The organism is Kribbella sp. NPDC043289 (assembly GCF_056436705.1).
The window spans coordinates 25,884-52,479 of the sequence record NZ_JBWKCB010000009.1; the positions used below are offsets into that span (position 1 = coordinate 25,884).

Genomic DNA, 26,596 nt, shown 5'->3' on the forward strand with positions numbered 1-26,596 from the left:
TCGCTGGATCGCGAGGCCGGGGTACGCCTGGCTCGGCGCCGCGGGCTGAGGTTGGTGAGTGGTGGCGGTTCACGGCCAGGGGAGGAGTTCGGGCTGGTCGCCGGTGATCGGGCCGATGGGGGAGCGGCCGGCGTACCAGGCGGTGAGGTCGGTGAGGGTGCCGGTCAGGTGGACCTCGTCGCCGGTGCCGTTGTCCCAGGTGAGGTCGGGGGAGTCGAGCACCAGGTGGACGCCTTCGGGGGTGCGCGGGCGGAGGAAGTCCAGGAGGTGTTCGCAGAACGGGGTGGACCAGTTGGCTGGGGTGATGCCCAGGTCGAGGTCCGAGGTGTGGATGGTGAGCTCTCGCCAGGTGGCGTTCAGACCGGCGGCCAAGTTGCTGTCGCGGTGCAGGATCGGCAGCGGCCAGTCGGTGGGGCTGACCTTGTCCCACGAGGCCATCAGCGTGGTGACGGCTTCGGTCAGGTGGGCCTTCAGCTCCGCGGCGGGGCGGTCGGCGCCGGCTTCGATCGCCGCGTCACGGGCGGGGCGACCGCCGTCGTACACCTCGATGAGGCGGCCCTGGAGCGCTTCGTCGACCTGACGGGTCATGGCCTCGGAGAAGTACGCGATGTGCGTGATCACGTGGCCGCGCGACCATCCGGGGAGGGCGGACGCGGCGCGGGCGGTGGGTTCGTCGAGGTCCGCTGTCAGAGCCAGCAGTTGGTCGGCGGCGGCGCGTACATCGGTCAGGGCCACAAGAGCTCCTTCGTCCAGTCGTCTTCCCAGCGGTAACGGAGTCGCACGTGCCGGCGGTCCGGGTCGGCCTGCCAGAACTCGACCTCCTCGGCGCGCAACGTGTACAGGGTCCAGTTCGGCGCGACCAGGTCCGGCTCGCGCGCGATGCGCTCGCCTGCTCCTTCGCCGCGACCTCGACCTCCGCACGGTCCTCGAGTACGGCGCTCTGCCGGCCGACCAGCGCCTCGGCTCGAGCACCCGGTGACCGCAGCAGGAAGTCCCGCGCGGAATCCTCCGGGGCCGCGGGCTCGACACGTCCCAGGACGCGGACCTGGCGCCCGAGCGGGATCCAGTAGAACGTCAGGGCGGCGTACGGCGAGGTTGCCAGCTCCTCGCCTTTGCGGCTGGTCGAGGACGACGCGAACTGCCAGCCGTCGTCGGTCACGTTCTTCAGGATCAGGACGCGGCCGTTCGGGCGACCGTCGGCGCGGACGGTCGACAGCGTCGCCGCACACGGCTCGGGCACTTGCTGGTCAACGGCCGTCAGCAGCCAGTCGACAAACAGCGGGTGCGGGGTCGCGGGAGTCCGCGTGGGATCCCAGGACGGCGGGCTCCCGGTCAGCGTCGGCACGGCGCGCAGTCGCGTACGGAGGTCGGTCACGGCTCGACCATAAGTCACGTGTTCACATGGCATCAACCCGATATCCCATTAGACTCACCCCATGCCCACGCTCGCCTTCGCCCTCGCCGCCACCATCAAACACGACGGCCACGGCGGCGTAGCAGACCTCCTCGAAACCCCACAACAAACAGCCACCTGGCTCACCGAACACGACCACTTGATCGCGGACGTCCTCGGCGCCCCGCGCGCGGCGCTGGTGAAGGCGCGGGGCGAGGGGGCGCCGGGGGATGGGCTGCTCGACCCCTCCTCTGTTCTTCGTGAGGGGCGGGGTTCGGAGTGGGGCGGGGGCGTGCAAGAAGAGTTGTTGCGGGTTCGGCGGGCGGTGCGGGCGCTCTTCGCGCGGGCAGTCGAACCGGAGCCGCCCAGTAAGGCGGATGCCGATCGGCTGATGAAGGTCGAGGACGCGCTCCGGATGATCAATCGGGCGGCCGACCGGCTGGGGACGACGCATCTCCTGTGGACGGACGAGCCGGTCGCGCGCTGGGCGCCGCGCACCGACGATCCGACGAAGCTGTTGATCGGCGCCGTCGGGCGGTCCGCGATCGACTTCCTGGTGAGCCCGGACCGGACCAGATTGAGAGCCTGTCCCGCCGCGCGCTGCGTGAAGTACTTCCTGCAGGACGACCCCCGCCAAACCTGGTGCTCCCCGTCCTGCGGAAACCGCGAACGGGTGAACCGCGCCTACCGCAAACGCACCGCCGGATAATCTGTGCGGCATGACCAAGCTGGACCTGACCGTCTCCGGGCCTGATCTGACCGAGGCGCTGGTGAACGTGTCCTCGGTGAGCGGTACCGAGGAGAAGCTCGCCGACAAGGTGGAGAAGGCGCTCTCGGCGTACCCGCATCTGAAGGTGTTCCGGCACGGCAACACGGTCGTGGCGCGCACCGACCTCGGGCGGGACGAGCGGGTCGTGCTCGCCGGTCACCTCGACACCGTCCCGCTGAACGACAACCTCCCCGCGCGCCGCGCCGACGGCCTGATCCACGGGCTCGGCGCGTGCGACATGAAGGGCGGTGTCGCGGTCGCGCTCCGGCTCGCCGCGACCCTCGACGAACCGAACCGGGACATCACCTACGTCTTTTACGACTGCGAGGAGATCGAGGCCGAGCGGAACGGGCTCTTCAAGCTGACCCGGTCCAACCCGGAGCTGCTCGAAGGCGTGTTCGCGGTCGTGATGGAGCCGTCGAACGCGGTCGTCGAGGCCGGCTGCCAAGGGACGATGCGGATCGAGGTCACCACCCGCGGCGAACGCGCGCACTCGGCCCGCTCCTGGATGGGGTCGAACGCGATCCACGCCGCGGGTGCGGTGCTCGCGCGACTGGCGGCGTACGAGCCGCGCCGGGTGCCGATCGACGGGCTCGAGTACCGCGAAGGGCTGAACGCGGTCGCGATCACGGGTGGCGTCGCGGGCAACGTCGTACCGGATCTGTGCACGGTGACGATCAACTACCGGTTCGCGCCGAGCCGGTCCGAGGCCGAGGCCGAGGCCCATCTGCGCGAGGTGTTCGAGGGGTACGACGTCGTTGTCACCGACTCCGCCCCGGGTGGACTGCCGGGCCTGGAGCGGCCGGCCGCGGCGGCCTTCCTGCAGGTGGTGGGTGGGGAGCCGCAGCCGAAGTTCGGGTGGACGGACGTGGCGCGGTTCACGCTGCTCGGCGTACCGGCGGTGAACTACGGGCCCGGTGACCCGCTGTACGCGCACAAACAGGACGAGTTCGTGCCGGAGGCCGAGATCGAGCTGTGTGAACAGCGGCTGAGGACTTGGTTGACAGGCCGCGCCTAGACCGGCCGCGTTACCGCCCAGGCCATAACCTGGACGCATGTCAGAACCATCGATCCACCCCGACCGTCCGGTGGGCCAGCAGCAGCGCGGGCCGATCGTGATGCGCCGCAAGCAGGTGCAGCACTCCACCTCCGAGCAGCGGCTGCTGGACAGTCGCGGGCCGTCGGACTGGGTGCACACCGACCCCTGGCGGGTGCTGCGGATCCAGTCGGAGTTCATCGAGGGGTTCGGCATGCTGGCCGAGCTCGGGTCCGCGATCAGCGTGTTCGGCTCGGCGCGGACCAAGCCGGACGACCCGATGTACGTGGCCGCCGAGGAGTTCGGGCGGAAGCTGGTCAGCGCCGGGTACGCCGTGATCACCGGCGGCGGACCGGGCGTGATGGAGGCGGCGAACAAGGGCGCGTCCGAGGCCGGCGGGGTGTCGGTCGGGCTCGGGATCGAACTGCCCTTCGAGAACGGCCTGAACGAGTGGGTCGACATCGGGATGAACTTCCGGTACTTCTTCACTCGCAAGACGATGTTCGTGAAGTACGCCCAGGGGTTCGTGGTGATGCCGGGCGGGTTCGGCACGCTGGACGAGCTGTTCGAGGCGCTCACGCTGGCGCAGACCCGCAAGGTCACGTCGTTCCCGGTCGTGCTGTTCGGTACGTCGTACTGGGGCGGGCTGGTCGACTGGCTGCGTTCCACGATGCTCGAGGACGGGAAGATCTCCCCGGCGGACCTGGACATGTTCGTGGTCACCGACGACGTCGACGAGGCGATCAGCTACATCGTGAAGGCCGGTGAACTCGCCGACGCCGCCGCCGAGGAGGCCGCCGAAGCCGCCGCCCGCGAGGTCGACGAACTCAACGACGCCACCTCCCGAGCCCACCGCCTCGGCTCCGACGGGAGCTGAAATTCTGGGTGTCTTCGCGGTTGACTCGCCCGGCATGGCACGATCGGTCCCGTGATGTGGTTCTTCGGGCTGATCGTGGTGCTGTTGATCGGGGCTGTCGCAGTCGTGGCCTCGGGTCGTTGGGGTGCCATGAACACCGCGTACGACGACCGGCCCGACATGACCGTGCCGGCGCGGCAGGCGCTGACGGCGACGGACATCGAGACCGCGCGGTTCGGGGTCGGGGTCCGCGGCTACCGGATGGACGAGGTCGACACGCTGCTCGAACGGGTCGCGAAGGAGGTCGCCGAGCGCGACCGCCGGATCGCCGACCTCGAACGCGCCGTCGCCCCGATCGTCGACGCCCCGGACGGCGCCGGTTTCAGCTCGCGGGCGACACACGACCCCGCGGAGTTCGAGGACGCCGGGGCGCACAAGCCGATCCTCGTCGGCGGCGACTTCCCGACCACCGAGCCCGAGCCGGAGCAGCCCGGCGAGGCAACGCCCGTCGCAGACACCACCGCCGCCACCCCGCCGCAGTCCGGGACTGAACCACAGCAGCCCCCGGCGCAGTCCGCGGAGGGCGCACCTCAGTCCCCGGACGCCGCACTTCAGTCGCCGGACGCGTCTGCTCACTCCGCCGACACGTCAGCTCACTCCGCCGACACGTCAGCTCACTCCGCAGATGCGGCAGCGCAGTCCCCGGGCGCGGCAGCTCAGTTCCCGGAGTCGGCTGAGCAGCAGCAGAGCGCAGACGTCACGCCGGTCGCGGGGCCGGCGCTCGGCGGGCAGGCGGGTGCCGCGCAGGCGGGTGCCGCGCCGTCGAGTGCTGGGCATGCGGACGACGTGGCCGCCGAGGGTGCGGAGGCTGCGGCGGTGAGGGATGACGACGAGCCGGAGACGACCGAGTTGCCGCGGGCGGCGGCTGCGGATGAGTACGAGCGGTTGCAGGCTGAGGCACGGGCTGTGCTCGAAGCACAGTCCCAGCCCGTCACACCCCGCCGTACTCCCGCTCCTCCTCAGCAGGCCGCACAGCAAGCACCACAGCAAGCACAACAGCAAGCACAACAGCAGGACCCCGCCGAGCACTGGACCGCGCAGCCGCCCCAGCACGAGCAACCGGCCCCGCAGCAGCCACAGCAGCAACCCGCCGAACAGGCCCAACCTCAGGCCGAGCAGCAGCCAGCCGAGCAGTCGCAGCCTCAGGCCGATCCCCGGCAGCAGTCCCAGGCCCAAGCGCCGGCGCAACCCCAACCTCAAGCTCAGCCGCAGGAGCAGAACGGTGAGGCGAAGGGGGAGGGCGAGGGGTGGCAGTTCTGGCCGCCGGCTGACCAGGACGGTCCCGGGGCGTATCAGCGCCCCAGCTGATCCCCCGACGCGGGTTCTGTCGGTGGCGTCGGGTTGACTGACGCCATGGCCATCACACACTGGGATCCCCGCGCATGACGGTGATCGGTCCGGACGGGCAGCCACGTTGCGGGTGGGCGACCTCGGCCCCGGAGTACGTCGCGTATCACGACACCGAGTGGGGCAAGGAGATCCGCGACGACGTCGGGCTGTTCGAGCGGATGACCCTCGAGGGATTTCAGTCCGGCCTGTCGTGGATCACGATCCTGCGCAAACGGGAGAACTTCCGGGCCGCGTTCGGGCGGTTCGATCCGGAGACGATCGCGAAGTACGACGGCGCGGATTTCGAGCGTTTGATGGCCGACCCGGGCATCGTCCGTAACCGGCTGAAGATCAACGCGACGATCTCCAACGCCCGCGCGCTGCTCGAGCTGGACGACGGCGAGTTCACCGAGTTGCTGTGGTCGTTCCGGCCGGTGAAGCACAAGGCGCCGCGGACGCTGGCCGACGTGCCGGCCACGACACCGGAGTCCGTGGCGATGTCGAAGTCCTTGAAGAAGAAGGGTTTCGTCTTCGTCGGACCCACCACGGCGTACGCCTTGATGCAGGCCACCGGCATCGTAAACGACCACTTGAAAACCTGCATCGCGCGCTGAGTGTCCTGAGTCGGAGATTCGACGGCGCTTTCGGCGCCCAGGCACGCACCTCACGGCACTTGGCCAGCGCCCACGATGCTCCGCATCGAGGCCACTGACCAAGCACCGCGATGCACGCACCTGACCACCGAAATCACTCGCCGAATTTCCGACTCAGGACACTAGTTCCCGTGCACGTGCAGGCGCTTTGTGCATATGCAAAAAGTATTTTGGCGACAGCCCAACGCAAACGCCTGAACGAGTTGTGCTTTGGGCACGGAACGTGATGTGGTGTTCAGCGGGCTCCCCGACTGTCAGGTGGTTGTCCGGCCGTGACTCGCCCGGCCGGAACGTAGTCGCGGAGCCCACCAAACGTTCTACGGCAGGTTGTTTGCGCCGTCTGAGGTATAGGCCGTCCGGAACACATCGGTTCCGGTCAGGCCACTCAGTTGGACACCTGTTGTGGTGGTCGTGATGTACAGATTCGCTTCGGCGTAAGCGTCTGCCGCGTCGTCGTCCGCCGTTCCGAACTGACGTGTCCAGCTGCGGACGTGGTCGGGGGAGTACTTCGCTAGTACGCCGTCGAACTTGCCGAGCGGTGTCTCCAGCGCCCCGTCCGTGAACCCACCGACGTAGACGGTGCCGGACGCGTCCGCGGCGATCGCGGCGCCCTTGTCGTTGGCCGCTGTACCGAACTGGTCCCGCCAGGTCAGAACGCCGTCGCCATCGGCTCTCGCGACCAGGAAGTCCTTGTCACCAGCCAGAGTCCCGGCGAAGTCGCCCGCGGTGTAGCCGGTCAGGTAGACGCCGCCCGCCGGGTCGGCCGCGAGACTCCACACCTCGTCGGATGCCGCCGTACCGAACTGTTTCGTCCACACGGCATCACCACCAGACGAGTACCGCGCGAGGAACCCGTCGATCCCGCCGGACGACGTACCGAGCTCGCCGGCCGTCATGCCGCCGACGTACACCGCGCCGCCGGACACGGCGACCGCCATGCCCTTGTCCTCGCCCGCGCTCCCGGTCTGGCGCAACCACACCTGGTTCCCGTCCGCGTCGAGCCGCGCGACGAACACGTCCTTGTCGCCCTGGTTCGCGCCACCCAACGCACCCTTGGTGTAGCCGCCGACGTACACAGCCGTCCCGTCGACAGCCACCGAGTAGCTCCGATCCGCCACCCCCGGTACGCCGAACTGCCGCACCCACCGCCGATTCCCAGCGGCGTCGTACTGCGCCACGAAGGCATCGTCCGTCGCGTTCCCCGGATGCGACCCGTCCAGATCGCCGTTCGTGTAGCCCGTGACCACAACTCGCCCGTCGGCATCCACGGCGACGCCGTACGCGCGCTCCGTCCCGCTCGTCCCCAGCGATCGCGTCCACTCCCGAGTACCGTCCGCCGCGTACTTCGTCAGCGCGACATCCGTCCCGCCCACGTACGGCTGCCCGTCCACGGCGCCAGCCGCCGCGACAGCCTGATAAACGTTGCCTGAGGCATCGGTAGCGATCCCGCCGGCCCGGTCGTCGCCCGCAGTACCCGTGATCGCGGCCCGCATCGGCGTCGCCGGCGGCTTCCCGAGGTACCGGAAGATGTACTTCGCGCCCTCGGCGAACGTCGGCCCCCAGACATCCCAGTCGTGCCCACCGTCAACGACCCGGAACTCGGACGTCAGTGTCGGCACCCGGGCCGCCTGGTTGAACACCACATGCGCCTCGAAGTCGAGGTCGTGAGTGGCGTCGATCGCCTTCGGGTTCTTGTACTCGTCGTCGCCGACCGCGATGTACAGGTGCGACTGCAGTCCGGTCGCCGCGAACGACTTCAGCGCCGCCGGCCAGTTCAGCCTCAGGTACGCCGCCTCGGAGAACGGATCGTTTCCCTTGCCGAAGGCACCGAACTCCCGGGTGCTCGAGTCGCTCGGCGGCAGCGGGAAGTAGACCGCCGGGCTGAGCGCGATCGCCGCACCGAAGACGTCCGGATGCGCCAGCGAGTACCGCAACGCGCCGGCACCACCCATCGAGTACCCGGCGATCGCCCGCCCGCTGCGATCCGCGATCGTCCGGTACGTCGCGTCGACCTGCGGCACGAGATCCTTGAAGAACGCGGTCTCCACCGGCCGCCCCGGGACGGCTCCCTTGTACGCCGAGTCGACGTACCAGCTCGCCCGGCTGCTCCACGGTGCGTCCGGCATGATCGCGATCGTCGGTGGGATCTCGCCGGTCCCGATCAGCTCGTCCAGGCGGCTCTTCACCTGCGTCCAGGCACTCATCGAGTCCCCGCGCCCGTGCAGCAGGTAGACGACCGGGTATCGCCGGTCCGAGGTGTCGTACCCGGCCGGTAGGTAGACGTTGTAGTTGATGTTCTCGCCGAGGGTCGCGGACCGCGCGGCGGCGGTCCTGATCACGCCGGGTTCGGCGGCCGGCGCGGCACTGGACCCAGGGACGACGAGACTCCCGACCAGCGTGGCGGCGGTCAGGACAGGCAGCAGAAGTTTCCTCACACGGCAGTTTGTAATCGCTTACGTAAACGATTACAAGAGTGCGCGCACCAGGAGTTCCCCGGGGGACGGGACAGGCGAGCGTCAGCGACCGGTGAAGGTGGGCTTCTGCTTCGCGACGAACGACGCGACGGCGTTGCGGTGATCTTCGGTCCCACCCGTGAGCTGCATCTTCCCGGCCTCGAACGCGAGCGCCTCGGCCAGCGGGTGACTCGCCGAGTACGCGAGCGACTGCCGCACCGCGCCGTACGCGACCGTCGGCCCCGCCGCCAGCTTCCCGGCCAACTCGGCGACGGTGCCTTCCAACTCACCGGCTGGTACGACGGAACTCGCCAGGCCGAGGTCGAGCGCCTCGGCGGCGGGGACCGTCCGCGGGAAGTAAAGCAGTTCGAGCGCCTTCGCGTGACCGATCAGCCGGGGCAGTGTCCAGGAGATGCCGGTGTCGCAGGACAGCGCGATCCCGGTGAAGGCGAGGTTGAAACCGGCGGTGTCGGCGACGACCCGGAAGTCGCAGGCGAACGCCATCGACGCGCCGGCGCCGGCCGCCACGCCGTTGACCGCCGCAATCACCGGCTTCGGCATCTCGGCGAGTGCCAGCGCGATCGGGGCGTAGTGGTCCGGCACCGTGCTCCAGAGCGCGGCCTGGTCGTTGGCCTCGAGCAGCCCGATGTGCTCCTTCAGGTCCTGACCGACACAGAACGCCCGGCCGGTCCCGGTCAGTACGACGACCCGGACGGCCGGATCGTCGGCGGCGGCCTGGACGGTGTCGCGGAGCAGGACCTTGGTCGGCGTGTCGAGCGCGTTCATCGCGTCCGGCCGGTTCAGCGTGATGGTGGCGACGCCGTCGGCGACGGCGTACGTGACGGAGTCACTCATCGTGGTCAGCTCCTCGACTTTCGGTGAGATTTTCAGTGCAGTGTCAGGCAGTTGTCGACGAAACGCCCGGCCGCGGGGCTCAATCGTTCGGCGTGGAAATCGAAGAATTCGGCGGCCCGCGCACCCGCCCAATCGGACGGCAGCAGCTCGGGTGGCAACCCCGGATCCCGGAACAGGAACTTGCGCCATTCGTGCACGAGTTCGGACCGCACGGCGAACGCTTGCTCGTCGCTGACCACACCGGTGGTGTCCTCGTCGGGGCCGTCCACCAGGGCCTTCGCGTCGACCAGCCAGGTGTCGTACGACGCGCCCAGTTCGTCCAGTTTCCAGACCCGCCGGGCGAACTCGACGGCACCCTCGTCGATCGGTGCGCGGAACCGGTCCGCGGCGATGCCCTCGACGCCGAGAATCTGGTCCACCTCGAGGTCGTTGCGCAGCCCCACCCACGCACCGTCGGACAGCGGAGCCCAACCCAGGAAGGAGAGTTGACTCGCGAGCTGTTCGCGGCGGCGCGCGTTCGGTACCTCACGGAGAATGCCCAGGTGCCAGTGCCGGTCCCAGTCGCCGGGACCCTCGGAACCGGTCACGATCGGGGTCCCGTCGGGCGCGGTCCGATAGATCCGCGCGGCCGCGTCGTCGAGGCGGCGACGCGCCCGGGACGTCAGCGCGTAACCGGGTTGCCCTTCGATTCGGACAGGCTCCAGCCAGCCCTGCCGGACCATCCGGGACACGGCGGTCCGAACCGCCGGTGGATGGACGCCGAGCGGGGCCAACAGCTGGACCAGGGCCGCGACCGGAGCCCGCGCGCCACGCGCGCGCAGGTGGTCGCCGTACAGGTCGAAGAGGGCTGAACGGGCGTGCACAAGACTTGAGTCTGCCGTATGGTGCGCGGCTCTGGCCTGTGATCGGGAATAATGGGGTCTGATACACACTGCGATACGCGCCGACGGCGCATCACCGCAACGGCGCCGGCGACGGTACCCCGCGCGGTGTCGTCGCTCAACACCGACACTGGGAAGGGGTGCGCGCATGGCGGCGATGAAGCCGCGGACGGGCGATGGTCCGCTCGAGGTCACCAAGGAGGGTCGGGGGATCGTAATGCGGGTCCCGCTCGAGGGCGGCGGCCGGCTCGTCGTCGAGCTGAACGCCGACGAAGCGACCGAACTCGGCAACGCGTTGAAGGCCGTCGTCGGCTGATCACATCCTCCAGGGGTGTCTTGTGCCCCCCTGCTCAACACCTCGACCCCGGTGGGTGCTCTTTCCGGCACCGGCCGGGGTCGTTACGGTTGTCCAGCCCGAGCTCTCTTTGATCAAACAGTGAGGTTGTCCTGGTGGCACGCCGCAGTGGTTCGTCTCCCTTCCCCAGTCTTCCGGTCGTTGCCTGGCAGCCTGGCCTGCCGGTGCACGGGGCCTCGACCTGGGTGCTCGTCGTCGGCGACGACAGTGGCTTGCCGGCCGCCGCGAAGGAGGCCGGGGAGCGGCTCGGCGTCGACCTCGACCGGCTGCTCGAGGTGCAGCGGGCGACCGGTTTCAGCCCGTCGGCCGGTGCCAGCGCGGCGTACCCGTTGCTGTCCGGTGAGGTGGCCGAGGTCCTGCTCGTCGGCGCCGGGGACGGCAGCGCCAAGGACCTGCGGCACGCCGGGGCGGCGATCGCGCGCTTCGGTCGTGGCAAGGACGAGCTGACCACCCTCGTTGCCGAGGGCATCGAGGACGCGGCGCTGCAGGCGTTCGCCGAGGGCGTCGTGCTCGGCTCGTTCTCGTACACGCTGAAGACCGTCGACGCGGGCAAGCCGGCGGTCGGCCGGGTGACGCTGACCGACGGGTCGGACGCGGTCCGGCAGTCGGTGCTCGATCGCGGCGTGGTGATCGGGCGGACCGGCTGGCTGGCCCGGCAGTTCGCGATCACTCCGTCGAACGAGAAAGACCCGTCCTGGATGGCCGCGCGGGCGACCGAGGTGGCCGCCGCGACCGGGCTCGAGGTGACGGTCTGGGACGAGAAGAAGCTCGCCGCCGAGGGCTTCGGCGGCATCCTCGCAGTCGGCCAGGGCTCCACCCGGCCGCCGCGGTTCATCCGGCTGGACTACGTGCCGGACGGTGCCACCAAGAACACGCCGTACGTCGTCCTGGTCGGGAAGGGCATCACCTACGACACCGGCGGTCTGTCGCTGAAGCCGCGCGAGGGCATGGTGTCGATGAAGCGCGACATGACCGGCGGCGGTTCGGTGATCGCCACGATGTCGGCGCTGCGCGAGCTCGGCGCGAACGTTCGGGTGACCGGCCTGGTCTGCTCGGCCGAGAACATGCCGTCCGGTTCGGCGTACCGCCCGGACGACGTGATCCGGCACTACGGCGGGCGGACCACCGAGGTGAAGAACACCGACGCCGAGGGCCGGCTGGTGATGGCCGACGGCCTCGCGTACGCGGTGCGCGAACTGAAGCCGGACGTGCTGGTCGACATCGCCACGCTGACCGGCGCGATCAAGGTCTCGCTCGGCGCGATGCTGTACGGCGGGATGTTCGCGACCGACGACGCGCTGGCGGACAACCTCGCCGACGCCGGCCGGGTCTCGGGCGAGGAACTGTGGCGGATGCCGCTGCCGGCCGAGTACGAGGAGCTGATCGCGACGCCGGTCGCCGACTCGGTGAACAGCTCGAAGGGCCCCGGGTCGATCACCGCCGCGCTGTTCCTGAAGGCGTTCGCCGGCGACATCCCGTGGGCGCACCTCGACCTGTCGTCGATCGCGGAATCGCCCGCCGACCGGTTCGAGTACTCCGTCGGCGCGACCGGAGCCGGCGCGCGCCTGCTCTCCACCTGGCTCGCCTCCGAGACGCCGACCGCCGGGATCGGCTGATCCGGGCCTCCGGCAACTAGTTCACCGGCCCTGCCCGAGCCGCCCGTTTATCGGGCCTGCCCGAGCTGCTCGCGGAGGAACTCCACGATCCGTTCGCGGGCCGGCTTCGCCTGCGGGACGAGTCCGGGCAGGCTGATGAACGCGTGCCCGGCCCGGTCGTACTCCGCCACGTCGACCGGCGTTCCCGCAGCACGCAGCCGGTCGGCGTACGCGCGACCGTGGTCCGCGACCGGATCGAGCGCCGGTACGACGATCAGCGTGGGCGGCAGGCCGCTCAGATCGTCGGCGTACACGGGGGAGAGCGCGCGAGCGTCGGTCCCTGCCGGGACAGCGAGACGGCGGAAGAGCGCGATGACCTCGGTGGTGAGGGTGGGAGTGTCGGCGTACTCCCACATCGAGGTGTAGTCGAGCGCGGTCTCGGTCACGTCGGTGCACGGGTTGACCAGGACCTGGGCGCTGACCAGCAGTCCGGTGTCCGTCGCGCGGAGCGTGGACAGCGCCGCGACCATCGAGCCGGCGCTCTCACCGACGAGCGCCGTACGGGACCGGTCGACTCCCCAGTCGTCGGCGTGCCGCAGGACGTGACGCCAGACGTCCCAGCCGTCGTCGACCGCGTCTGACAGCGCGATGTCTTCGCTGAGCAGGCGGTGGTCGACCGATACGACGACTGCGGGTAGGCGCGCGGCGACGTGGCTGTTGATCCAGTCGCACTGCATCGCGGTGCCGGTGTAGCCGCCGCCGTGAACGTGGAGCACGAGCGGCAGAGTCGTTCCAGCCTTCGGGCGGTAGACGCGCACCTTGATGATGCGGTCGGGAAGCTCGATCTGTTGCCAACTGATGGTCGCTGCTCGATGCGGGAACCCGGTGACGAAGCGAGCCAGCGGCGAGGCCACGGTTCGGTTGCGGGCTTCGGCGTACGCCGTCAGGTCGGCGGGGGTCATCGACGCGAGATCCGGCTCTTTGCGCAGGCCGTAGAACAGGCGGATGCCGAGCGGCGGCTGCTGTGCGCGGGTGTGGCTGGTCGTGCGGGTGGTGGCGGAGTTGGTCATCGGGCCCGTCCAGGGTTTCGCTACCAGTGGTATCGATACCGACGGTAGCATAACTGGATAAGGTATGACCATGGCTTCGACAGCACGGCCGCCCGGCCGGCCCCGGTCCAGCGTCGACGCGGAGGTGTTCTCGGCGACGCTGCGGACGATCCACGAGCTCGGGTACACCCGCGCCACCGTCGACCGGATCGCCGCGGCCGCGGGGATCGCGAAGACGACGATCTACCGGCGCTGGCCGTCCAAGGGCGCACTGGTCACCGCGGTCCTGGTCGATGCCTTCGGCCCCCTTCCGCTCACCGGCGGCGACCGCGCGGCGGACGTCGACGCCGCGATCCGCTTCGGCGCCGCCCGGATCGCCGAACCCGGTGTGGCCGCGGCCTTCGCCGGCGTCTTCACCGACGCCATCGGCGACCCTGCCCTGCGCGAGATCCTCGCGACCCAGTTGCAGGACCCCTACCGCCAGGTGCTCCAGCAGTCCCTCGGCGAACCCGAGCACCGCATCCTGTTCGTCATCGACGTCGTGATCGGCACCCTCCTGCATCGAATGGGCATGACCGGCGAGCCGATGGTCGAGTCCGACGTGAAGACCCTGATCCACATGCTCCAACGCGAACTCACCTAGTCTCGGTCTACCGTGGGAGTCGTGGAGAGTACGAACGCGCTCGGCGACTACCTCCGGGCCCGGCGGGAGCAGGTCCGGCCGGAGGAGGTCGGGATTCGGAGCAGCGGGCTGCGCCGCGTGCCCGGGCTGCGGCGTGAAGAGGTGGCGATGCTGGCCGGCATCAGCTCCGACTACTACCTCCGCCTCGAACAGGGGCGGGACCGGAACCCGTCGGTGCAGGTCCTCGAGGCGCTCGCCGAGGTACTGCGGTTGGACGCGGACGCCACCGAGTACCTCCTGACGCTGGCGCAGGAACGCGCCCACGTGCCGGTGCGGTCGCGAGCGCGCACTGAACAGGCGCCGGACAGCATCGTCGAGTTGATCAGCGGCTGGCCGAACAACCCGGCGTACGTGCAGAACAAGTACACCGACGTCCTCGCGGCCAATCCACTGTGCTCCGCGCTGTCGCCGAACTACGCGGTCGGGGTGAACATGCTGACCGCCCTGCTGCTCGACCCGCGGGAGCGCGATCTGCGCCGGGACTGGGACGACCTCACCGAGGAAGGCGTCGCGATCCTGCGCAGCGAGCTCGGCCCGAACGTCGACGACCCGCGGCTGAAGGAACTGGTCGGCGACCTGTCGGTCCGCAGCGAGCGCTTCCGGCAGTTGTGGGCCCGGCACGAGGTGCGTCCGCGGCGTGGCCGGCTGAGCCAGTTGACCCACCCGGAGGTCGGTGAGCTCGACCTCCGGTCGGACAAGCTGACGATTGGTGACACCGACAACATGACGCTGGTCGTCTTTCACGCCGTCCCCGGGACGCGCGACGCGGAGTCGCTCGCCCTGCTCGGCAGCCTCGTCGCAGCCCCCGAAGTCGCAGCACGCGAAGTCACAGGTCCCGAAGTCGCAGCGCCCGCGGAGGCGCCCGAGCCGCACGTCAGGCCCAATGAGCGTAAGCCCGAATGATCTGCGGGTACGCCGCGAACGCCGTCCCGGTGTGATCGACAGCCCCCATCGAGTGAACGGTGACGTCCGCCCCGCGAGCCCGAAGACCGGCGGCGCACGAGTCGGTGTTCGAAGCCACCACGTCGGTGTCCTTGGTCCCGCTGTAGAGGTGCACTGGGACGCGCGGCGTCCAGTCCCGGCAGACCTGGTCGGCCGCCTGCAGCGCCCGGAGAAACCGCCCGGTCGGATGCTGCAGCTTCGCGACGAACTCCGGCGTGAACAGCTTCTCCGGCGAGTCCGGCAGCCCGGCCACGATCTCCTCGTAGCTGTGCGAGCCGTCGAAAAGCCCCTCCACGGTCGCCGCGTACGGCGCCCGGAACGCCTCGCGCGGATCGCCGTACAACCCGACCGTGCGGTTCCACGCGGTCACGAAGTACCCGAGGTAGAAGGTCGCGGTGGCGGGCAGCACCCCGCCGTCGAAGGCCGCCGGGAACTCCTCGCCGAGCAGGTCGTACGGTCCCGCGACGGCGCGGATCTCACCGAGCCGGAACGAGCCGACCTCGCCACGGCTGAGCGCGCGGCCGAACGCGATCGACGCGCGACCGCCTTGGGAGAACCCGGTGACCAGCACGTCCCGCTTCAACGCGACGCCGTGTTGGGCCGCGAAAGTCCGCACCGCGAGCAGCAGGTCGGCCGACGCCGTGGTCTCGGTCTTCGTGTCGATGTACGGATGCTGCCCCGTCCCGAACCCCAGCCCGAGGTAGTCCGGCGCGACACCGACCAGACCCTGCCCGGCGAACAGCGCGGTGACCAGCCGGTCCGTCGACGTGGGGTCGACGGACGCGGCATCCGCCTTGGTCGCGCTCGTCCCGTGCAGGTACTCCGCGACGGTGAGCGCGCCACGCCGCCCGTCCGGCAGCACCACGATCCCGCTGGCGGTCGTCGGCCGCCCGTCGTGATCAACCGTCCGATAGATCAAGCGGTACGCCGTGACGCCGTACGACGACTGTGGCACACCCGGGAAGTCAGCGGCGGCCGCATCCAGTTGGGCCGCGGTCAGGTGTGCGACCGGCACCGCTGAGACCAGCGCACCACGCGGCGCACGCACGCTCGACACGGCGGACTCGGACAGTGTCGGGTGGTGCACGGCCGCGACCGCGGACACCGGGAACGTGAGCAGCGCAGCGGTCGCGAGGGTGGCGGCGACGGTTTTCGTCAGGCGAGAAGTCATACCCCAACCCAACCCCCGCCGAGGCCCGCACAGAATGGTGCGAACCCCCGAACCCGAGTGGGGTTTTCCCTACCCCAGCAGGCTGTTGTACAGCTCGACGGTGCGGTTCGCGACCGCGTCCCAGCCGAACTGGGAGACGGCGCGCTCGCGGCCGGCCTTGCCCATCGCCGCGGCCTTCGCCGGGTCGTCGACCAACGCGTTGATGCCGTCGGCCAGGCCGCGCTCGAACGTCTCGGTGTCGTTCTCGTCGTACGGGACCAGGGTGCCGGTCACGCCGTCGTCGACGACCTCAGGGATGCCGCCGACCGCGCTCGCCACGACGGCGGTCTCGCAGGCCATCGCCTCCAGGTTCACGATGCCGAGCGGCTCGTAGACCGACGGGCAGCAGAACGCCAGCGCGTGCGTCAGCACCTGCCGGACCTCCTGGCGCGGCAGCATCTCGGAGACCACGAACACGCCGTCCCGAGCCTGCCGGAGATCGTCGATCAGCGCGTCCGTCTCGGCCTTCAGCTCGACCGTGTCGGCGGCACCGGCGAGCAGCACGAGCTGCACCGACGGGTCCAGCCGCAGCCCGGCGCGCAGCAGGTGCGGGACGCCCTTCTGCCGCGTGATCCGGCCGACGAACGTCACGTACGGGCGACTCAGGTCCACCCCGAGCCGCTCGAGCACGTGCGTCGACGGGTCCGGGTGGTAGAAGTCCGCGTCGATCCCGTTCGAGATCACGTGCACCTTGGCCGGGTCGATCGACGGGTAGCACTCGAGTACGTCGGTACGCATCCCGCGACTCACCGCCACCACCGCGTCGGCCGCCTCGTACGCCGTCTGCTCGGCCCAGCTCGACAGTCGGTAGCCACCGCCGAGCTGCTCGGCCTTCCACGGCCGGCGCGGCTCGAGTGAGTGCGCGGTCACCACGTGCGGGACGTCGTACAGCAGCTTGGCCCAGTGGCCGGCCATGTTCGCGTACCAGGTGTGCGAGTGCACGAGCTTCGCGTCGCCCACCGCGGCGGTCATCGTCAGGTCGGTGGACAGGATGCGCAGCGCCGCGTTCGCGGCCGGCATCCGTGGGTCGTCCTCGGAGTGCGCGGTCGCGCCCTGCCGGGGCTCGCCCATGCAGTGCACGTCCACGTCGAGCAGCCGGCGCAGCTCGCGGACCAGGAAGTCCACGTGCACCCCCGCGCCGCCGTACACGTCCGGAGGAAACTCACGCGTCAGAATGGCGACCTTCATACCGCCCGACGATAGGTCATCAATCGACGGCTGTCGGCACCCAGAAGCGGAGCTTTCCGTGTCTTTCGTCTTCCAATTCGCCGCCGGCCGCTTCGATCACCTTGCGCGATGCGACGTTGTCGACGTCGCAGGTGACCAGTGCGAGGTCGATTCCGAGAACGGCGGTGATCGGAAGTGACTGGACGAGCATCTGCGTCGCGTACCCGCGGCGGCGCGCCGACGGACGGACGCAGTACCCGATGTGGCCGCCGACCTCGTGGAGCGCCGGCGTGAGGTCGTGGCGGATCGACAGTCGGCCCAGGAACTCGACGCCGTCCACGAACCACAGCACGGTCTGGTGCACGACGCCGGGCAGCAGCTCGGTCTCCGGCTCCGCCTCGGTCCGGATCGCCGCCACCAGCCGGGCGAACTCGGCCGGGTCCGCGGCCTGCCGCCGGCTCCACTCCTCCTCGTCGGCGGTGATCGTGCGGGCACCCATCCAGCGCTCGAAATGCGGACCCAGCTCGTCCCAGGCGGCGAGGAACGACCGGTGAACGGCAGTGGTCGGAACGACGAGCATCGGCATCTTTCCAGTGTCGCGACACTCGCAAGCGCTTATGCCTGGGGGTTGTCGGAGCTAAGGTGCGGACATGGCAAAGGCGCCCAGAGTTCTCGGAATTGTGCTGGCCGGTGGCGAGGGCAAGCGGTTGATGCCGCTGACGGCGGACCGGGCCAAACCGGCCGTGCCGTTCGGCGGCAGTTATCGCCTGATCGACTTCGTGCTGTCCAACCTGGTCAACGCCGGATACCGGAACCTCTGCGTGCTCACGCAGTACAAGTCGCACTCCCTTGACAGACACGTCACGCTGACCTGGCGGATGTCGACGTTCCTCGGCAACTACGTGACCTGTGTGCCGGCCCAGCAGCGGCTCGGCCCGCAGTGGTACCAGGGCAGCGCGGACGCGATCTACCAGTCGATGAACCTGATCAACGATGCCGACCCGGAGTACATCGTGGTCTTCGGCGCCGATCACGTGTACCGGATGGACGCGTCGCAGATGGTGGCCGCGCACATCGAGCGCGGCAGCGGCGTGACCGTGGCGGGCATCCGGGTGCCGCGGGTGGAGGCGACCGAGTTCGGCGTGATCAAGACCGCCGCCGACGGGCACACCATCGAGGAGTTCCTGGAGAAGCCGGCCGACCCGCCGGGGCTGCCGGACTCCCCGGACGAGACGTTCGCCTCGATGGGCAACTACGTGTTCTCCCGCGACGTCCTGGTCGACGCGCTCCGCCGGGACGCCGCGAACCCGGCCTCCCGGCACGACATGGGCGGCGACATCGTCCCGATGCTCGTTGCCGACGGCAAGGCCGGCGTCTACGACTTCAAGGACAACGACCTGCCCGGCGCCCTGGACCGAGACCGCTCGTACTGGCGCGACGTCGGATCGCTGGACTCGTACCACGAGGCGCACATGGACCTGGTCTCGATCCAGCCGGTGTTCAACCTGTACAACTCGGACTGGCCGATCTTCACCTCGCACCCGCAGCTGCCCGGCGCGAAGTTCACCGACAACGCGACCGTCGGCGAGTCGATCGTCTGCCAGGGCTCGATCGTGTCCGGCGCGACCGTCGACCACTCGGTGATCGGGTCGAACGTGATCGTCAGCGCCGGCGCCCGGATCGAGTACTCGGTGATCATGGACAACTGCAAGATCGGCAAGAACGCGGTGCTGAAGAACGTCATCCTGGACAAGAACATCGTGGTCCCGGACGGCGTCGAGATCGGGGTTGACGCCGACCACGACCGGGAACGCGGGTTCACCGTGTCCAAGGGCGGCGTGACGGTGCTCGGGAAGGGGCAGCCCATCGATCCCGCCAAGCCCGCCGATTCCGCCAAGCCGGCCGAGACGGTACAGCCCAAGGACTCCGACGAGGTCGCCGGGGCGTGATGACGGAGGCTCTGTCCGAGCAAGGAGCCCTGGAACTCGACATCGCCGACCCGGGGCACCGCGAGCTGTTCGACGTACCGCCGGCGCAGGGTGGGAGCTATCCCGAGGTGGCGTACTTCGCCGGCAACTCGCTCGGTCTGCGCCCGAAGGCGACCCGCGACGAGCTGCTCGCGGACCTGGACGCGTGGGCGGCGCTCGGCGTCGAGGGCCATCTCGACGCGGACCGGCCGTGGCTGCCGTACCACGAGCTGTTGACCGGCGCCGCGTCCCGCCTGGTCGGGGCGCTGCCGAGCGAGACCGTCGTGATGAACACGCTGACGGTCAACCTGCATCTGCTGATGGTGTCGTTCTACCGGCCGACGCGGTCCCGGCACCGGATCGTCATCGAGGACTCGGCGTTCCCGTCGGACAGTTACGCCGTACGGTCGCAGGTCCGGTTCCACGGGTACGACGCGGAGGATGCGGTGATCCGATTGCGTCCACGACCGGGTGAGGACAGTCTGCGGACGGCGGATGTCGTGGAGCAGCTCGGTGGTGATGTGGCGCTCGTCCTGCTCGGCGGGGTGAACTACCTGACCGGTGAGTTGTTGGACATCCCGATGATCACCAGGGCCGGTCACGCGGCCGGTGCGGTCGTCGGGTGGGACCTCGCGCATGCGGCCGGAAACGTGCCGCTGGCGTTGCACGATTGGGACGTGGACTTCGCCGCATGGTGCTCGTACAAGTACCTGAACTCCGGACCGGGAGCGATCGCCGGCGCCTTCGTACACGAGCGGCACCTCGGCGGTGACCTGCCGCGGTTCGAGGGCTGGTGGAGCACCGAGGCGGCGACCCGGTTCGAGATGAAGCCCGAGGCGCGGCCGCCGGCGACCGCGGACGCGTGGCAGGTCTCGAACCCGCCGATCTTCGCGATGAGCCCGGTCCGCACGTCGCTGGACATCTTCGACAAGATCGGCATCGAGGTACTGCGGGAGCGGAGCGTGCGGTTGACGGCGTACTTGGAGAAACTGTTGGCGACCGGGCCGTTCCCGGTGATCACGCCGACGGATCCGGCGCGACGTGGCGCCCAGCTCTCCCTGCGTGTTCACGGCCTGCGCGCCGGTGAGCTGTCGCGGCGCCTGCGGTTCGAGTACGGCGTGATCGCGGACGCGCGGGAGCCCGACGTACTGCGATTGGCGCCGGTGCCGTTGTACTCGTCGTACCACGACTGCTGGCGGGCCGCTGCGGCGTTGACCGAGGTGATGGCATGAGAGTCGCGATTGTCGGGGCCGGGCTGACCGGTTCGCTGCTCGCGTGTTTCCTCGCGCGGCGCGGTCTGTCGGTCACGTTGTACGAACGGCGCGCCGATCCGCGGCTCGGCGAGGCCGAACGCGGCCGGTCGATCAACCTGGCGATCTCCGAGCGTGGGCTGGACGCGCTGCGGCGGATCGATCTGGTCGACCAGGTGATGGCCGACGCGCTGCCGATGAAGGGCCGGATGATCCACCCGGTGACGGGCCCGCTGGACTTCCAGGCGTACTCCGCGTCCGGGGAGCGCGCGATCAACTCGATCAGCCGCGGCGCACTGAACAACGCGCTGCTGTCGGCGGCGTCGGCCGCGCCCGGCGTGACGGTGGAGTTCGAGCATCGCCTGGTGGAGCTGGACTCGCAGGCCGGTCGGATGGTGTTCGCGACGCCGTCCGGCAAGGTGTCGGTCAGCGCGTACATCGTCCTCGGCGCCGACGGTGCCGGGTCCGCGGTCCGCGAGCAATTGCTTGCCGAGGGCATCGTCGCGGAACACGTCGACTTCCTCGACTACGGCTACAAGGAACTGTCGATCCCGGCCGCCGCCGACGGTGACTTCGCGCTCGACCCCGGCGCGCTGCACATCTGGCCGCGCGGTACGTCGATGATGATCGCCCTCCCGAATCCGGACCACTCGTTCACCTGCACGCTGTTCTGGCCGGCCGGCTCGTTCGACGCGCTGACCTCGGCCGCCGGGATCGAGGACCACTTCCGGGTGAACTACCCCGATCTGTTGCCGCTGGCACCGAACCTGGTCGACGACTACCTGAACAATCCCGTCGGCGTGCTCGGGACCGTGCACACCCTGCCCTGGCAGGCCCACGGGCGGACCGCGTTGGTCGGCGACGCGGCGCACGCGATCGTGCCGTTCTACGGCCAGGGTGCGAACTGTGCGTTCGAGGACGTCGTCGAGCTGGATCGCTGCCTGGACGACACCGGCGGCTCCTGGGCGCGGGCGCTGCCGCTGTTCGAGACGCGCCGCCGCGAGAACACCGAGGCGATCGCCGAGATGGCGCTGGCGAACTTCGTCGAGATGCGGGACAAGGTCGCGTCGCCCGTCTTCCGGCTGCAGAAACAGGTGGAGCACGCGCTCGAGCGGGCGCTTCCGGGGCGCTACGTGTCCCGGTACGAGCTGGTGTCGTTCTCCACCACGCCGTACGCCGAGGTCCAACGCCGAGTCCGCCGCCAGCACCAGCTCCTGGGCGCGGGCGTGGTCGCAGTGGCTGCGAGCCTGCTAGGCATAGCCCGTCGACGGACACGCGGATGACCGGCCTGTGGTCGCCTGAGTTGCTGACTGGACAGCCTCGGTCGGTCGGGGTGTTGCGGCACTTTGTCGGCGGTGCGTTCGTGGAGAGTACGGCGCGGTTCGCGAAGGTGTCGCCGGTGACCGGGGAGCAGATCTTCGACGTCTGTGAGGCCGACGAGGCGACCGTGGACGCGGCGGTGGCGGCCGCTCGGGCGGCGTTGCGCGGGCCGTGGGGACGGATGAGCGAGCAAGACCGGGCCGCGGTACTGCGCCGGGTCGCGGACGGGCTCGAGCGACGGTTCGAGGACCTGGTGGCGGCCGAGGTCGGTGACACCGGGAAGTCGATCAGCCAGGCGCGGACGCTGGACATCCCGCGCGGCGCGGCGAACTTCCGGGCGTTCGCGGACTTCGCCACCACGGTGCCGACCGAGTCCTACACAACTGTCCTTCCCGACGGGCGGCGGGCGCTGAACTACGCCGTACGGAAACCGGTCGGTGTGGTCGCGATCGTCGTCCCGTGGAACCTGCCGTTACTGCTGCTGACCTGGAAGGTGGCGCCGGCGCTTGCCTGTGGCAACACGGTGGTCGTGAAGCCGTCCGAGGAGACGCCGTCGTCGGCGACCGTACTCGCCGAGGTGATGGCGGAGGCCGGCGTACCGGACGGTGTCTTCAACCTGGTGCACGGTTTCGGGCCGTCGTCGGCGGGGGAGTACCTGACCCGGCATCCCGGAGTCGACGCGATCACGTTCACCGGCGAGTCCGCCACCGGTACGGCGATCGCGAAGGTGGCCGCCGATCGGGTGAAGGCGGTGTCCTTCGAGCTGGGTGGGAAGAACGCGGGTCTGATCTTCGCCGACGCCTCACTGGACGACGCGGTCGAGGGCTCGGTGCGGTCCGTCTTCACCAACGGCGGCCAGGTGTGCTTGTGCACCGAACGCCTTTACGTGCAACGGCCGGTGTTCGACGAGTTCTGCACACGCTTGGCGCAACGCGCTTCCGAGCTCACGTACGGCTGGCCGTCCGACGAGGCCACGATGAACATGCCGCTGATCTCCAAACAACACCGCGACAAAGTCCTGTCGTACTACGATCTCGCGCGCTCCGAAGGTGCCGAGGTGCTGACCGGTGGCGGCGCACCGGCCTTCGGTGATGCCCGCGACGGCGGTTGCTACGTGCAACCAACGGTGGTCACCGGGCTGCCCGCCGACGCCCGCACCAACCGCGAGGAGATCTTCGGCCCGATCTGCCACATCGCCCCGTTCGAGACCGAGGACGAGGCGTACGCGCTCGCCAACGACAGCGACTACGGCCTCGCGGCGACGGTGTGGACCCGCGACGTCGGCCGCGCCCACCGAGCCGGCGCCGCCCTCGACGTCGGCCTCTGCTGGGTCAACACCTGGTTCCTCCGCGACCTCCGCACCCCGTTCGGCGGCGTCAAACTCTCCGGAATAGGCCGCGAAGGCGGCCGCCACTCCCTCGACTTCTACACCGAATCCACCAACGTCTGCGTAGAGCTGACCTGATCAACCCATCGGGTCGATCGTGGCCCGGTACTCGGCCAGCAGACCCGAACACTCGGCCACCGCGTCCGCACCGATGATCGTCCCGAGCTCGGTCAGGTCGTCGGCCGTCTCCCGGACGTAATCGCCGAACGGCTTGGCCCGGAGCAACTCCACGAGCAGCTCCCGCGCACCCGTCTGATCCCCGAGCGCGATCAGGTACACCACGCGGTTGAGTACGCCGGGAAGCTCGGAATCCTGGACCTGGATCGCGGACCGCAGCAGCTCCTGGGCTTCGGCCTCCCGACCCTGCCGGCGGTAGATGAGCGCGCGCCGGTACAGCGACCAGCTGCGCGTCGGGTCGAGCTGTAAGACCCGCTCGAAGGCCGCCAGCGCCGCCGTATCGTCGCCGAGAGCCTGATGCACCTCACCCTTGGAGTTCCAGGCCCAGGTGTTGTCCGGCTCCCCGTCGATGACGCGGGTGAAGTCGGACAGAGCTTCCGCGTGGTCGCCGATGCGGTGCAGGAACCGGCCCCGCTCGATCCGGAAGTCGGCCTCCTCCGGTGCCAGGTCGACCGCGCGGTCGTGGTCGAGGCGTGCGGCCGATAGGTCGCCCAGATGTTCCTGTACTTCCGCACGCCGGGAGATTGCCCAGGCGTAGTCGGGATCGATCGCCACCGCCCGGCTCAGGTCATCGAGCGCGCGCCGGTACCTGCCCTGCTCGAGTTGTACGTCGCCGCGCTCCGCCAGCGCCCAGTCGTCCTCAGGATCGAGCTCGACGGCCCGGTCCAGGTCCGCGAGGGTGGCGGAGACGTTGTCGTTCAGCCGATGGACCTCAGCGCGGCGCCCGTACGCGTACTCCAAGGCCGGCTCGAGCTCGATGGCCTGGTCGAGATCGCGCAATGCCTCGGTCAGCCGGCCTTCCCGCCACAGGAGGTCGCCACGCCGGGCCAGCACGTAGGCGTTCTGCGGATTGATCGAGAGCACGGCGGAGAGGTCTGCCTGCGCTTCGGCGAGTGCGTCGTCGTCGAGGTGGATCAGGGCCCGGACGAACAGCGCCCAGGCGGAGTCCGGCTCGATGGCCAGCGCTCGGTTCACGTCGGCCAGCGCGTCAGAAGTCCGATTCAGCGATCGTAGGACGGATGCGCGGGCGGTCAGGGCCCAGGTGTACTGCGGCTCGAGTTCGAGGGAGCGGTCGAGATCGGCCAGGGCCTCCGGATGGCGGTCCTGCGCGTACCAGGCGTCGCCTCGGTAGGCGAAGTACGCTGCGTCGTCCGGGGCCAGGACCAGCGCCTGGTCGTAGTCCGCGACCGCGTCGGCGAAGCGGCCCATCGCTTGCTTGATCGACGCGCGGGTCGCGAAGTACAGGGCGTCGGCCGGATCGATCTCCAGGGCCCGATCGATGTCGGCGAGGGCAGCCTCGTACTGCCCGAGGGTCTGGTGGACGTCGCTGCGGGTGCTGAACGCCCACTCGTAGCGCGGGCGGAGCTCGATGGCCCGGGTCAGGTCGGCCAGAGCTTGCTCGTGGTTGCCCAACTGGAAGTGCGCGAAGCCACGCCAGCCGATGATCCAGTGCCGGTCCGGAGCCATCGACGCCGCTTTGTCGAGATCCCGGAGCGAGCTCTCGAAGTCTCCGAGACGTTCGTGGACCTGGCTGCGTTCGGCCAGGGCCAAGCCCCGGTGCGCCTCGTCCAGCAAGGCGTCCGCGGCGAGGCTGGACAGCAGCAGCATCTCCTCGTCTGCGCCGCTTTGCAGCCAGGTCGCGAGCTGTTCGCCGCGAGCTTGGATCTCTGGCAGGTCGGTGTCCCGGCCCGCCTGCTCGATCATCCGCGCCCATTTCGCCGCGGTGTCCGAGGTTCGCCCATACCCCTCGATCAAGGTCGACAGCGCGGACGGCAGCGCCGGCGTGCCCGTCGCGCACAGGTAGTGGTACGACTCCTCCAGCTTCAGTTCCCGCCAGCGGCTGTCGTTCCACTCCTCGGCTGCCGGTACGCCGAGCTCGCCGCGCCGGGTCTCGTAGTGCGCGGCCAGCCCGTGCTGCCGGGTGGTCCACTCGTTCGGCGCTTCCCGGCGGAGCGAGCGCAGCATGGGACCACGGACGACGTCGTGGTACCGGTAGCCGTCGGTGTGATTGACCACGAACGGCAGCCGGCGAAGCCAGTCGAAGTCATCAGCTGTACCGCCGGCCACGGTGAGGACCTCGCGATCCAGGCGCCGGGGCAGCGCGCCGGACACCGCGGCCGCTCGCCGGTCCCGATCCGGTTCCCACTTCAGGAAGCGATCGACCGCGGTCTCGCTCGGGTCGCCCAGCTCGGTCGTGCCCCGGGCGGCCGACGACTCGGCCAGGGTGGCGACGAGGACCGGCAATCCGCCGGACAGCTTGAGGATCACGTCCACGGTGGGGGTGTCGTCGATACCGCGGGTCGCCAGCAGGTGGCGCGACTCGGTCGCGGTGAACACCTCGAGTTCGACGTCGGTCCGGATGCCCAGGTAGTCGGCCCACAGGTTGGCGTCCAGCGGCCGCTGGCCGGCGATCGAGATCACCAGGTTCGGTGGCAGGCCGCCGTGCCGGCCCTCCAGCAACTCCAGCAGCCAGTCGTTCAGGAACTGGCCGGTCCGCTCGAACGTGTCGACGAACAAGGCGATCGGGCGCTGCCGGCCGATCGACTGCAGGTCCTCGGCGAAGGCCGCGGTGAGGACGTCGACCGGTGCCAGCAGCAGCTCGATGTCCTGGTGCCTGGCGAACCGGCGAGCCAGGAACGCGCGCGCCTGGTCGGCCTGCAGCGCGGCCTCGTTCTTGTCGATCTCACCCGTGAAGGCACCGACCACCGGGATCCCTTCGGCCGCCCGCAGACCGATCCGGACCGCCGACCTGGTCAGCAGCGACGAGATGCCCGAAGGCGCTCCAGGGTCGGAGTCCACCGTGTGCCGGTGCTTGCGGTACTGCGTCAGCTTGCCGGTGAACGCCTCGCACTCGGCTCCGTCCGCGGCTAGGCTGCGCGCGAGCATCTCGATCGCGGACGGGATGTCCAGCGCGGCCTCGTCGACGTACCCGGTGGCGTGTCCCTGGCGTACGGCGACCCGTTGCCACTGTCGCACCAGGGTTGTCTTGCCGATGCCGGCGTCGCCGTACAGGGTGAAGATGAAGCGACGGCGTGGATCGTCCGGCGGGAGAGCCAGGTTCTGCTCGAACTGGCGGAGCGGCTCGGTGCGCCCGACGAACGCTCCAGCCTGCCTCTTGCGAATCATGTCCTGCAGAGACACGCCCTTGTCGGTCACCCTCAGCCCCGGCCTTCCGTCTCCGATTCGCGAGCGTTCGATGATAGCGAGCCG

Annotated in this window: 23 protein-coding genes and 1 pseudogene; 13 read left to right on the forward strand and 11 right to left on the reverse strand. The window is 69.6% G+C overall.

Translation table 11 applies throughout. The features are described 5' to 3' along the window. Positions 1-69: 69 nt before the first annotated feature. The 3 genes and pseudogenes from AC0662_RS36380 to AC0662_RS36390 form a co-directional block, all read right to left on the reverse strand. On the reverse strand, positions 70-735 hold the full coding sequence (locus AC0662_RS36380; RefSeq protein WP_478306371.1) for a maleylpyruvate isomerase family mycothiol-dependent enzyme: 666 nt from the start codon (positions 733-735) through the stop codon (positions 70-72). Continuing rightward, positions 726-833: a pyridoxine 5'-phosphate oxidase C-terminal domain-containing protein gene (locus AC0662_RS36385; RefSeq protein ID WP_478306373.1), complete on the reverse strand. Its 108-nt coding sequence runs from the start codon at positions 831-833 to the stop codon at positions 726-728. Before AC0662_RS36385 ends, AC0662_RS36380 begins: the two co-directional genes overlap by 10 nt. A 71-nt stretch (positions 834-904) precedes the next feature. Beyond that, positions 905-1,408: pseudogene (locus tag AC0662_RS36390) on the reverse strand (pyridoxine/pyridoxamine 5'-phosphate oxidase); the annotation flags it as partial. Positions 1,409-1,436: 28 nt separating this feature from the next. On the opposite strand from AC0662_RS36390, the gene AC0662_RS36395 reads away from it, so the two are divergent. The 5 genes from AC0662_RS36395 to AC0662_RS36415 all read left to right on the forward strand — a co-directional run bounded on the left by AC0662_RS36395 (position 1,437) and on the right by AC0662_RS36415 (position 6,057). Beyond that, entirely contained in the window at positions 1,437-2,102 is a 666-nt protein-coding gene (locus AC0662_RS36395) for an ABATE domain-containing protein (RefSeq protein WP_452202571.1), read from the forward strand. Between the two features lie 10 nt (positions 2,103-2,112). Next, positions 2,113-3,180, forward strand: coding sequence for a succinyl-diaminopimelate desuccinylase (gene dapE / locus AC0662_RS36400; RefSeq protein WP_452202573.1), 1,068 nt, complete (start codon positions 2,113-2,115; stop codon positions 3,178-3,180). Between the two features lie 37 nt (positions 3,181-3,217). Further along, entirely contained in the window at positions 3,218-4,075 is an 858-nt protein-coding gene (locus AC0662_RS36405; RefSeq protein ID WP_452202575.1) for an LOG family protein, read from the forward strand. Between the two features lie 54 nt (positions 4,076-4,129). Next, the gene (locus AC0662_RS36410) at positions 4,130-5,422 is read left to right on the forward strand and encodes a DivIVA domain-containing protein (RefSeq protein WP_478306601.1); all 1,293 of its coding nucleotides are present in this window, start codon (positions 4,130-4,132) and stop codon (positions 5,420-5,422) included. A gap of 74 nt (positions 5,423-5,496) precedes the next feature. After that, a complete protein-coding gene (locus AC0662_RS36415) occupies positions 5,497-6,057 on the forward strand; it encodes a DNA-3-methyladenine glycosylase I (RefSeq protein WP_452202577.1) in 561 nt (186 codons plus the stop codon). Between the two features lie 356 nt (positions 6,058-6,413). On the opposite strand, the gene AC0662_RS36420 is transcribed toward AC0662_RS36415, so the two are convergent. The 3 genes from AC0662_RS36420 to AC0662_RS36430 form a co-directional block, all read right to left on the reverse strand. After that, complete coding sequence (locus AC0662_RS36420; protein WP_478306375.1) at positions 6,414-8,531, reverse strand: alpha/beta hydrolase-fold protein; 2,118 nt, start codon at positions 8,529-8,531, stop codon at positions 6,414-6,416. An 81-nt stretch (positions 8,532-8,612) separates the two neighbouring features. Beyond that, positions 8,613-9,404, reverse strand: coding sequence for an enoyl-CoA hydratase/isomerase family protein (locus tag AC0662_RS36425; RefSeq protein WP_478306377.1), 792 nt, complete (start codon positions 9,402-9,404; stop codon positions 8,613-8,615). A gap of 32 nt (positions 9,405-9,436) precedes the next feature. Continuing rightward, entirely contained in the window at positions 9,437-10,267 is an 831-nt protein-coding gene (locus AC0662_RS36430; protein ID WP_452202583.1) for a PaaX family transcriptional regulator, read from the reverse strand. Positions 10,268-10,433: 166 nt separating this feature from the next. Here AC0662_RS36430 and AC0662_RS36435 point away from each other — a divergent pair, with 166 nt between their 5' ends. Both AC0662_RS36435 and AC0662_RS36440 read left to right on the forward strand, forming a co-directional pair. Further along, on the forward strand, positions 10,434-10,601 hold the full coding sequence (locus tag AC0662_RS36435) for a DUF3117 domain-containing protein (RefSeq protein ID WP_012923066.1): 168 nt from the start codon (positions 10,434-10,436) through the stop codon (positions 10,599-10,601). A gap of 134 nt (positions 10,602-10,735) precedes the next feature. Continuing rightward, positions 10,736-12,256 carry a leucyl aminopeptidase family protein gene (locus tag AC0662_RS36440; protein ID WP_452202586.1) on the forward strand — a complete coding sequence of 507 codons (1,521 nt, stop codon included), beginning with the start codon at positions 10,736-10,738 and terminating at the stop codon, positions 12,254-12,256. Positions 12,257-12,303: 47 nt separating this feature from the next. Here AC0662_RS36440 and AC0662_RS36445 read toward each other — a convergent pair whose 3' ends face one another. Continuing rightward, complete coding sequence (locus AC0662_RS36445; RefSeq protein ID WP_478306380.1) at positions 12,304-13,305, reverse strand: alpha/beta hydrolase; 1,002 nt, start codon at positions 13,303-13,305, stop codon at positions 12,304-12,306. A 70-nt stretch (positions 13,306-13,375) separates the two neighbouring features. On the opposite strand from AC0662_RS36445, the gene AC0662_RS36450 reads away from it, so the two are divergent. Further along, the gene (locus AC0662_RS36450; RefSeq protein ID WP_452202590.1) at positions 13,376-13,927 is read left to right on the forward strand and encodes a TetR/AcrR family transcriptional regulator; all 552 of its coding nucleotides are present in this window, start codon (positions 13,376-13,378) and stop codon (positions 13,925-13,927) included. Positions 13,928-13,948: 21 nt separating this feature from the next. Further along, the gene (locus AC0662_RS36455) at positions 13,949-14,869 is read left to right on the forward strand and encodes a helix-turn-helix domain-containing protein (protein ID WP_478306382.1); all 921 of its coding nucleotides are present in this window, start codon (positions 13,949-13,951) and stop codon (positions 14,867-14,869) included. Here the strand turns inward: AC0662_RS36455 and AC0662_RS36460 are convergent. The 3 genes from AC0662_RS36460 to AC0662_RS36470 all read right to left on the reverse strand — a co-directional run bounded on the left by AC0662_RS36460 (position 14,841) and on the right by AC0662_RS36470 (position 17,871). Continuing rightward, entirely contained in the window at positions 14,841-16,079 is a 1,239-nt protein-coding gene (locus AC0662_RS36460) for an alpha/beta hydrolase family protein (RefSeq protein WP_478306384.1), read from the reverse strand. The genes AC0662_RS36455 and AC0662_RS36460 overlap by 29 nt on opposite strands. Positions 16,080-16,148: 69 nt before the next feature. Further along, positions 16,149-17,306, reverse strand: a complete 1,158-nt coding sequence (gene glgA, locus AC0662_RS36465) for a glycogen synthase (protein WP_452202596.1) — start codon at positions 17,304-17,306, stop codon at positions 16,149-16,151. Positions 17,307-17,325: 19 nt separating this feature from the next. After that, positions 17,326-17,871, reverse strand: a complete 546-nt coding sequence (locus AC0662_RS36470; RefSeq protein ID WP_452202598.1) for a GNAT family N-acetyltransferase — start codon at positions 17,869-17,871, stop codon at positions 17,326-17,328. A gap of 64 nt (positions 17,872-17,935) precedes the next feature. Between AC0662_RS36470 and glgC the strand changes: the two genes are divergently transcribed. From glgC to AC0662_RS36490, 4 genes are read left to right on the forward strand one after another with little or no spacing between them, the layout of a single operon-like run. Next, positions 17,936-19,234, forward strand: a complete 1,299-nt coding sequence (gene glgC, locus AC0662_RS36475) for a glucose-1-phosphate adenylyltransferase (RefSeq protein ID WP_478306387.1) — start codon at positions 17,936-17,938, stop codon at positions 19,232-19,234. Continuing rightward, the gene (gene kynU / locus AC0662_RS36480; RefSeq protein WP_478306389.1) at positions 19,234-20,484 is read left to right on the forward strand and encodes a kynureninase; all 1,251 of its coding nucleotides are present in this window, start codon (positions 19,234-19,236) and stop codon (positions 20,482-20,484) included. Before glgC ends, kynU begins: the two co-directional genes overlap by 1 nt. After that, on the forward strand, positions 20,481-21,785 hold the full coding sequence (locus tag AC0662_RS36485; protein WP_478306391.1) for an FAD-dependent oxidoreductase: 1,305 nt from the start codon (positions 20,481-20,483) through the stop codon (positions 21,783-21,785). The genes kynU and AC0662_RS36485 overlap by 4 nt, the downstream gene beginning before the upstream one ends. After that, positions 21,782-23,287, forward strand: a complete 1,506-nt coding sequence (locus AC0662_RS36490; RefSeq protein WP_478306393.1) for a 2-hydroxymuconic semialdehyde dehydrogenase — start codon at positions 21,782-21,784, stop codon at positions 23,285-23,287. The genes AC0662_RS36485 and AC0662_RS36490 overlap by 4 nt, the downstream gene beginning before the upstream one ends. On the opposite strand, the gene AC0662_RS36495 is transcribed toward AC0662_RS36490, so the two are convergent. Beyond that, entirely contained in the window at positions 23,288-26,512 is a 3,225-nt protein-coding gene (locus tag AC0662_RS36495) for a tetratricopeptide repeat protein (protein ID WP_478306395.1), read from the reverse strand. It abuts the gene before it with no gap. Positions 26,513-26,596 lie beyond the last annotated feature (84 nt).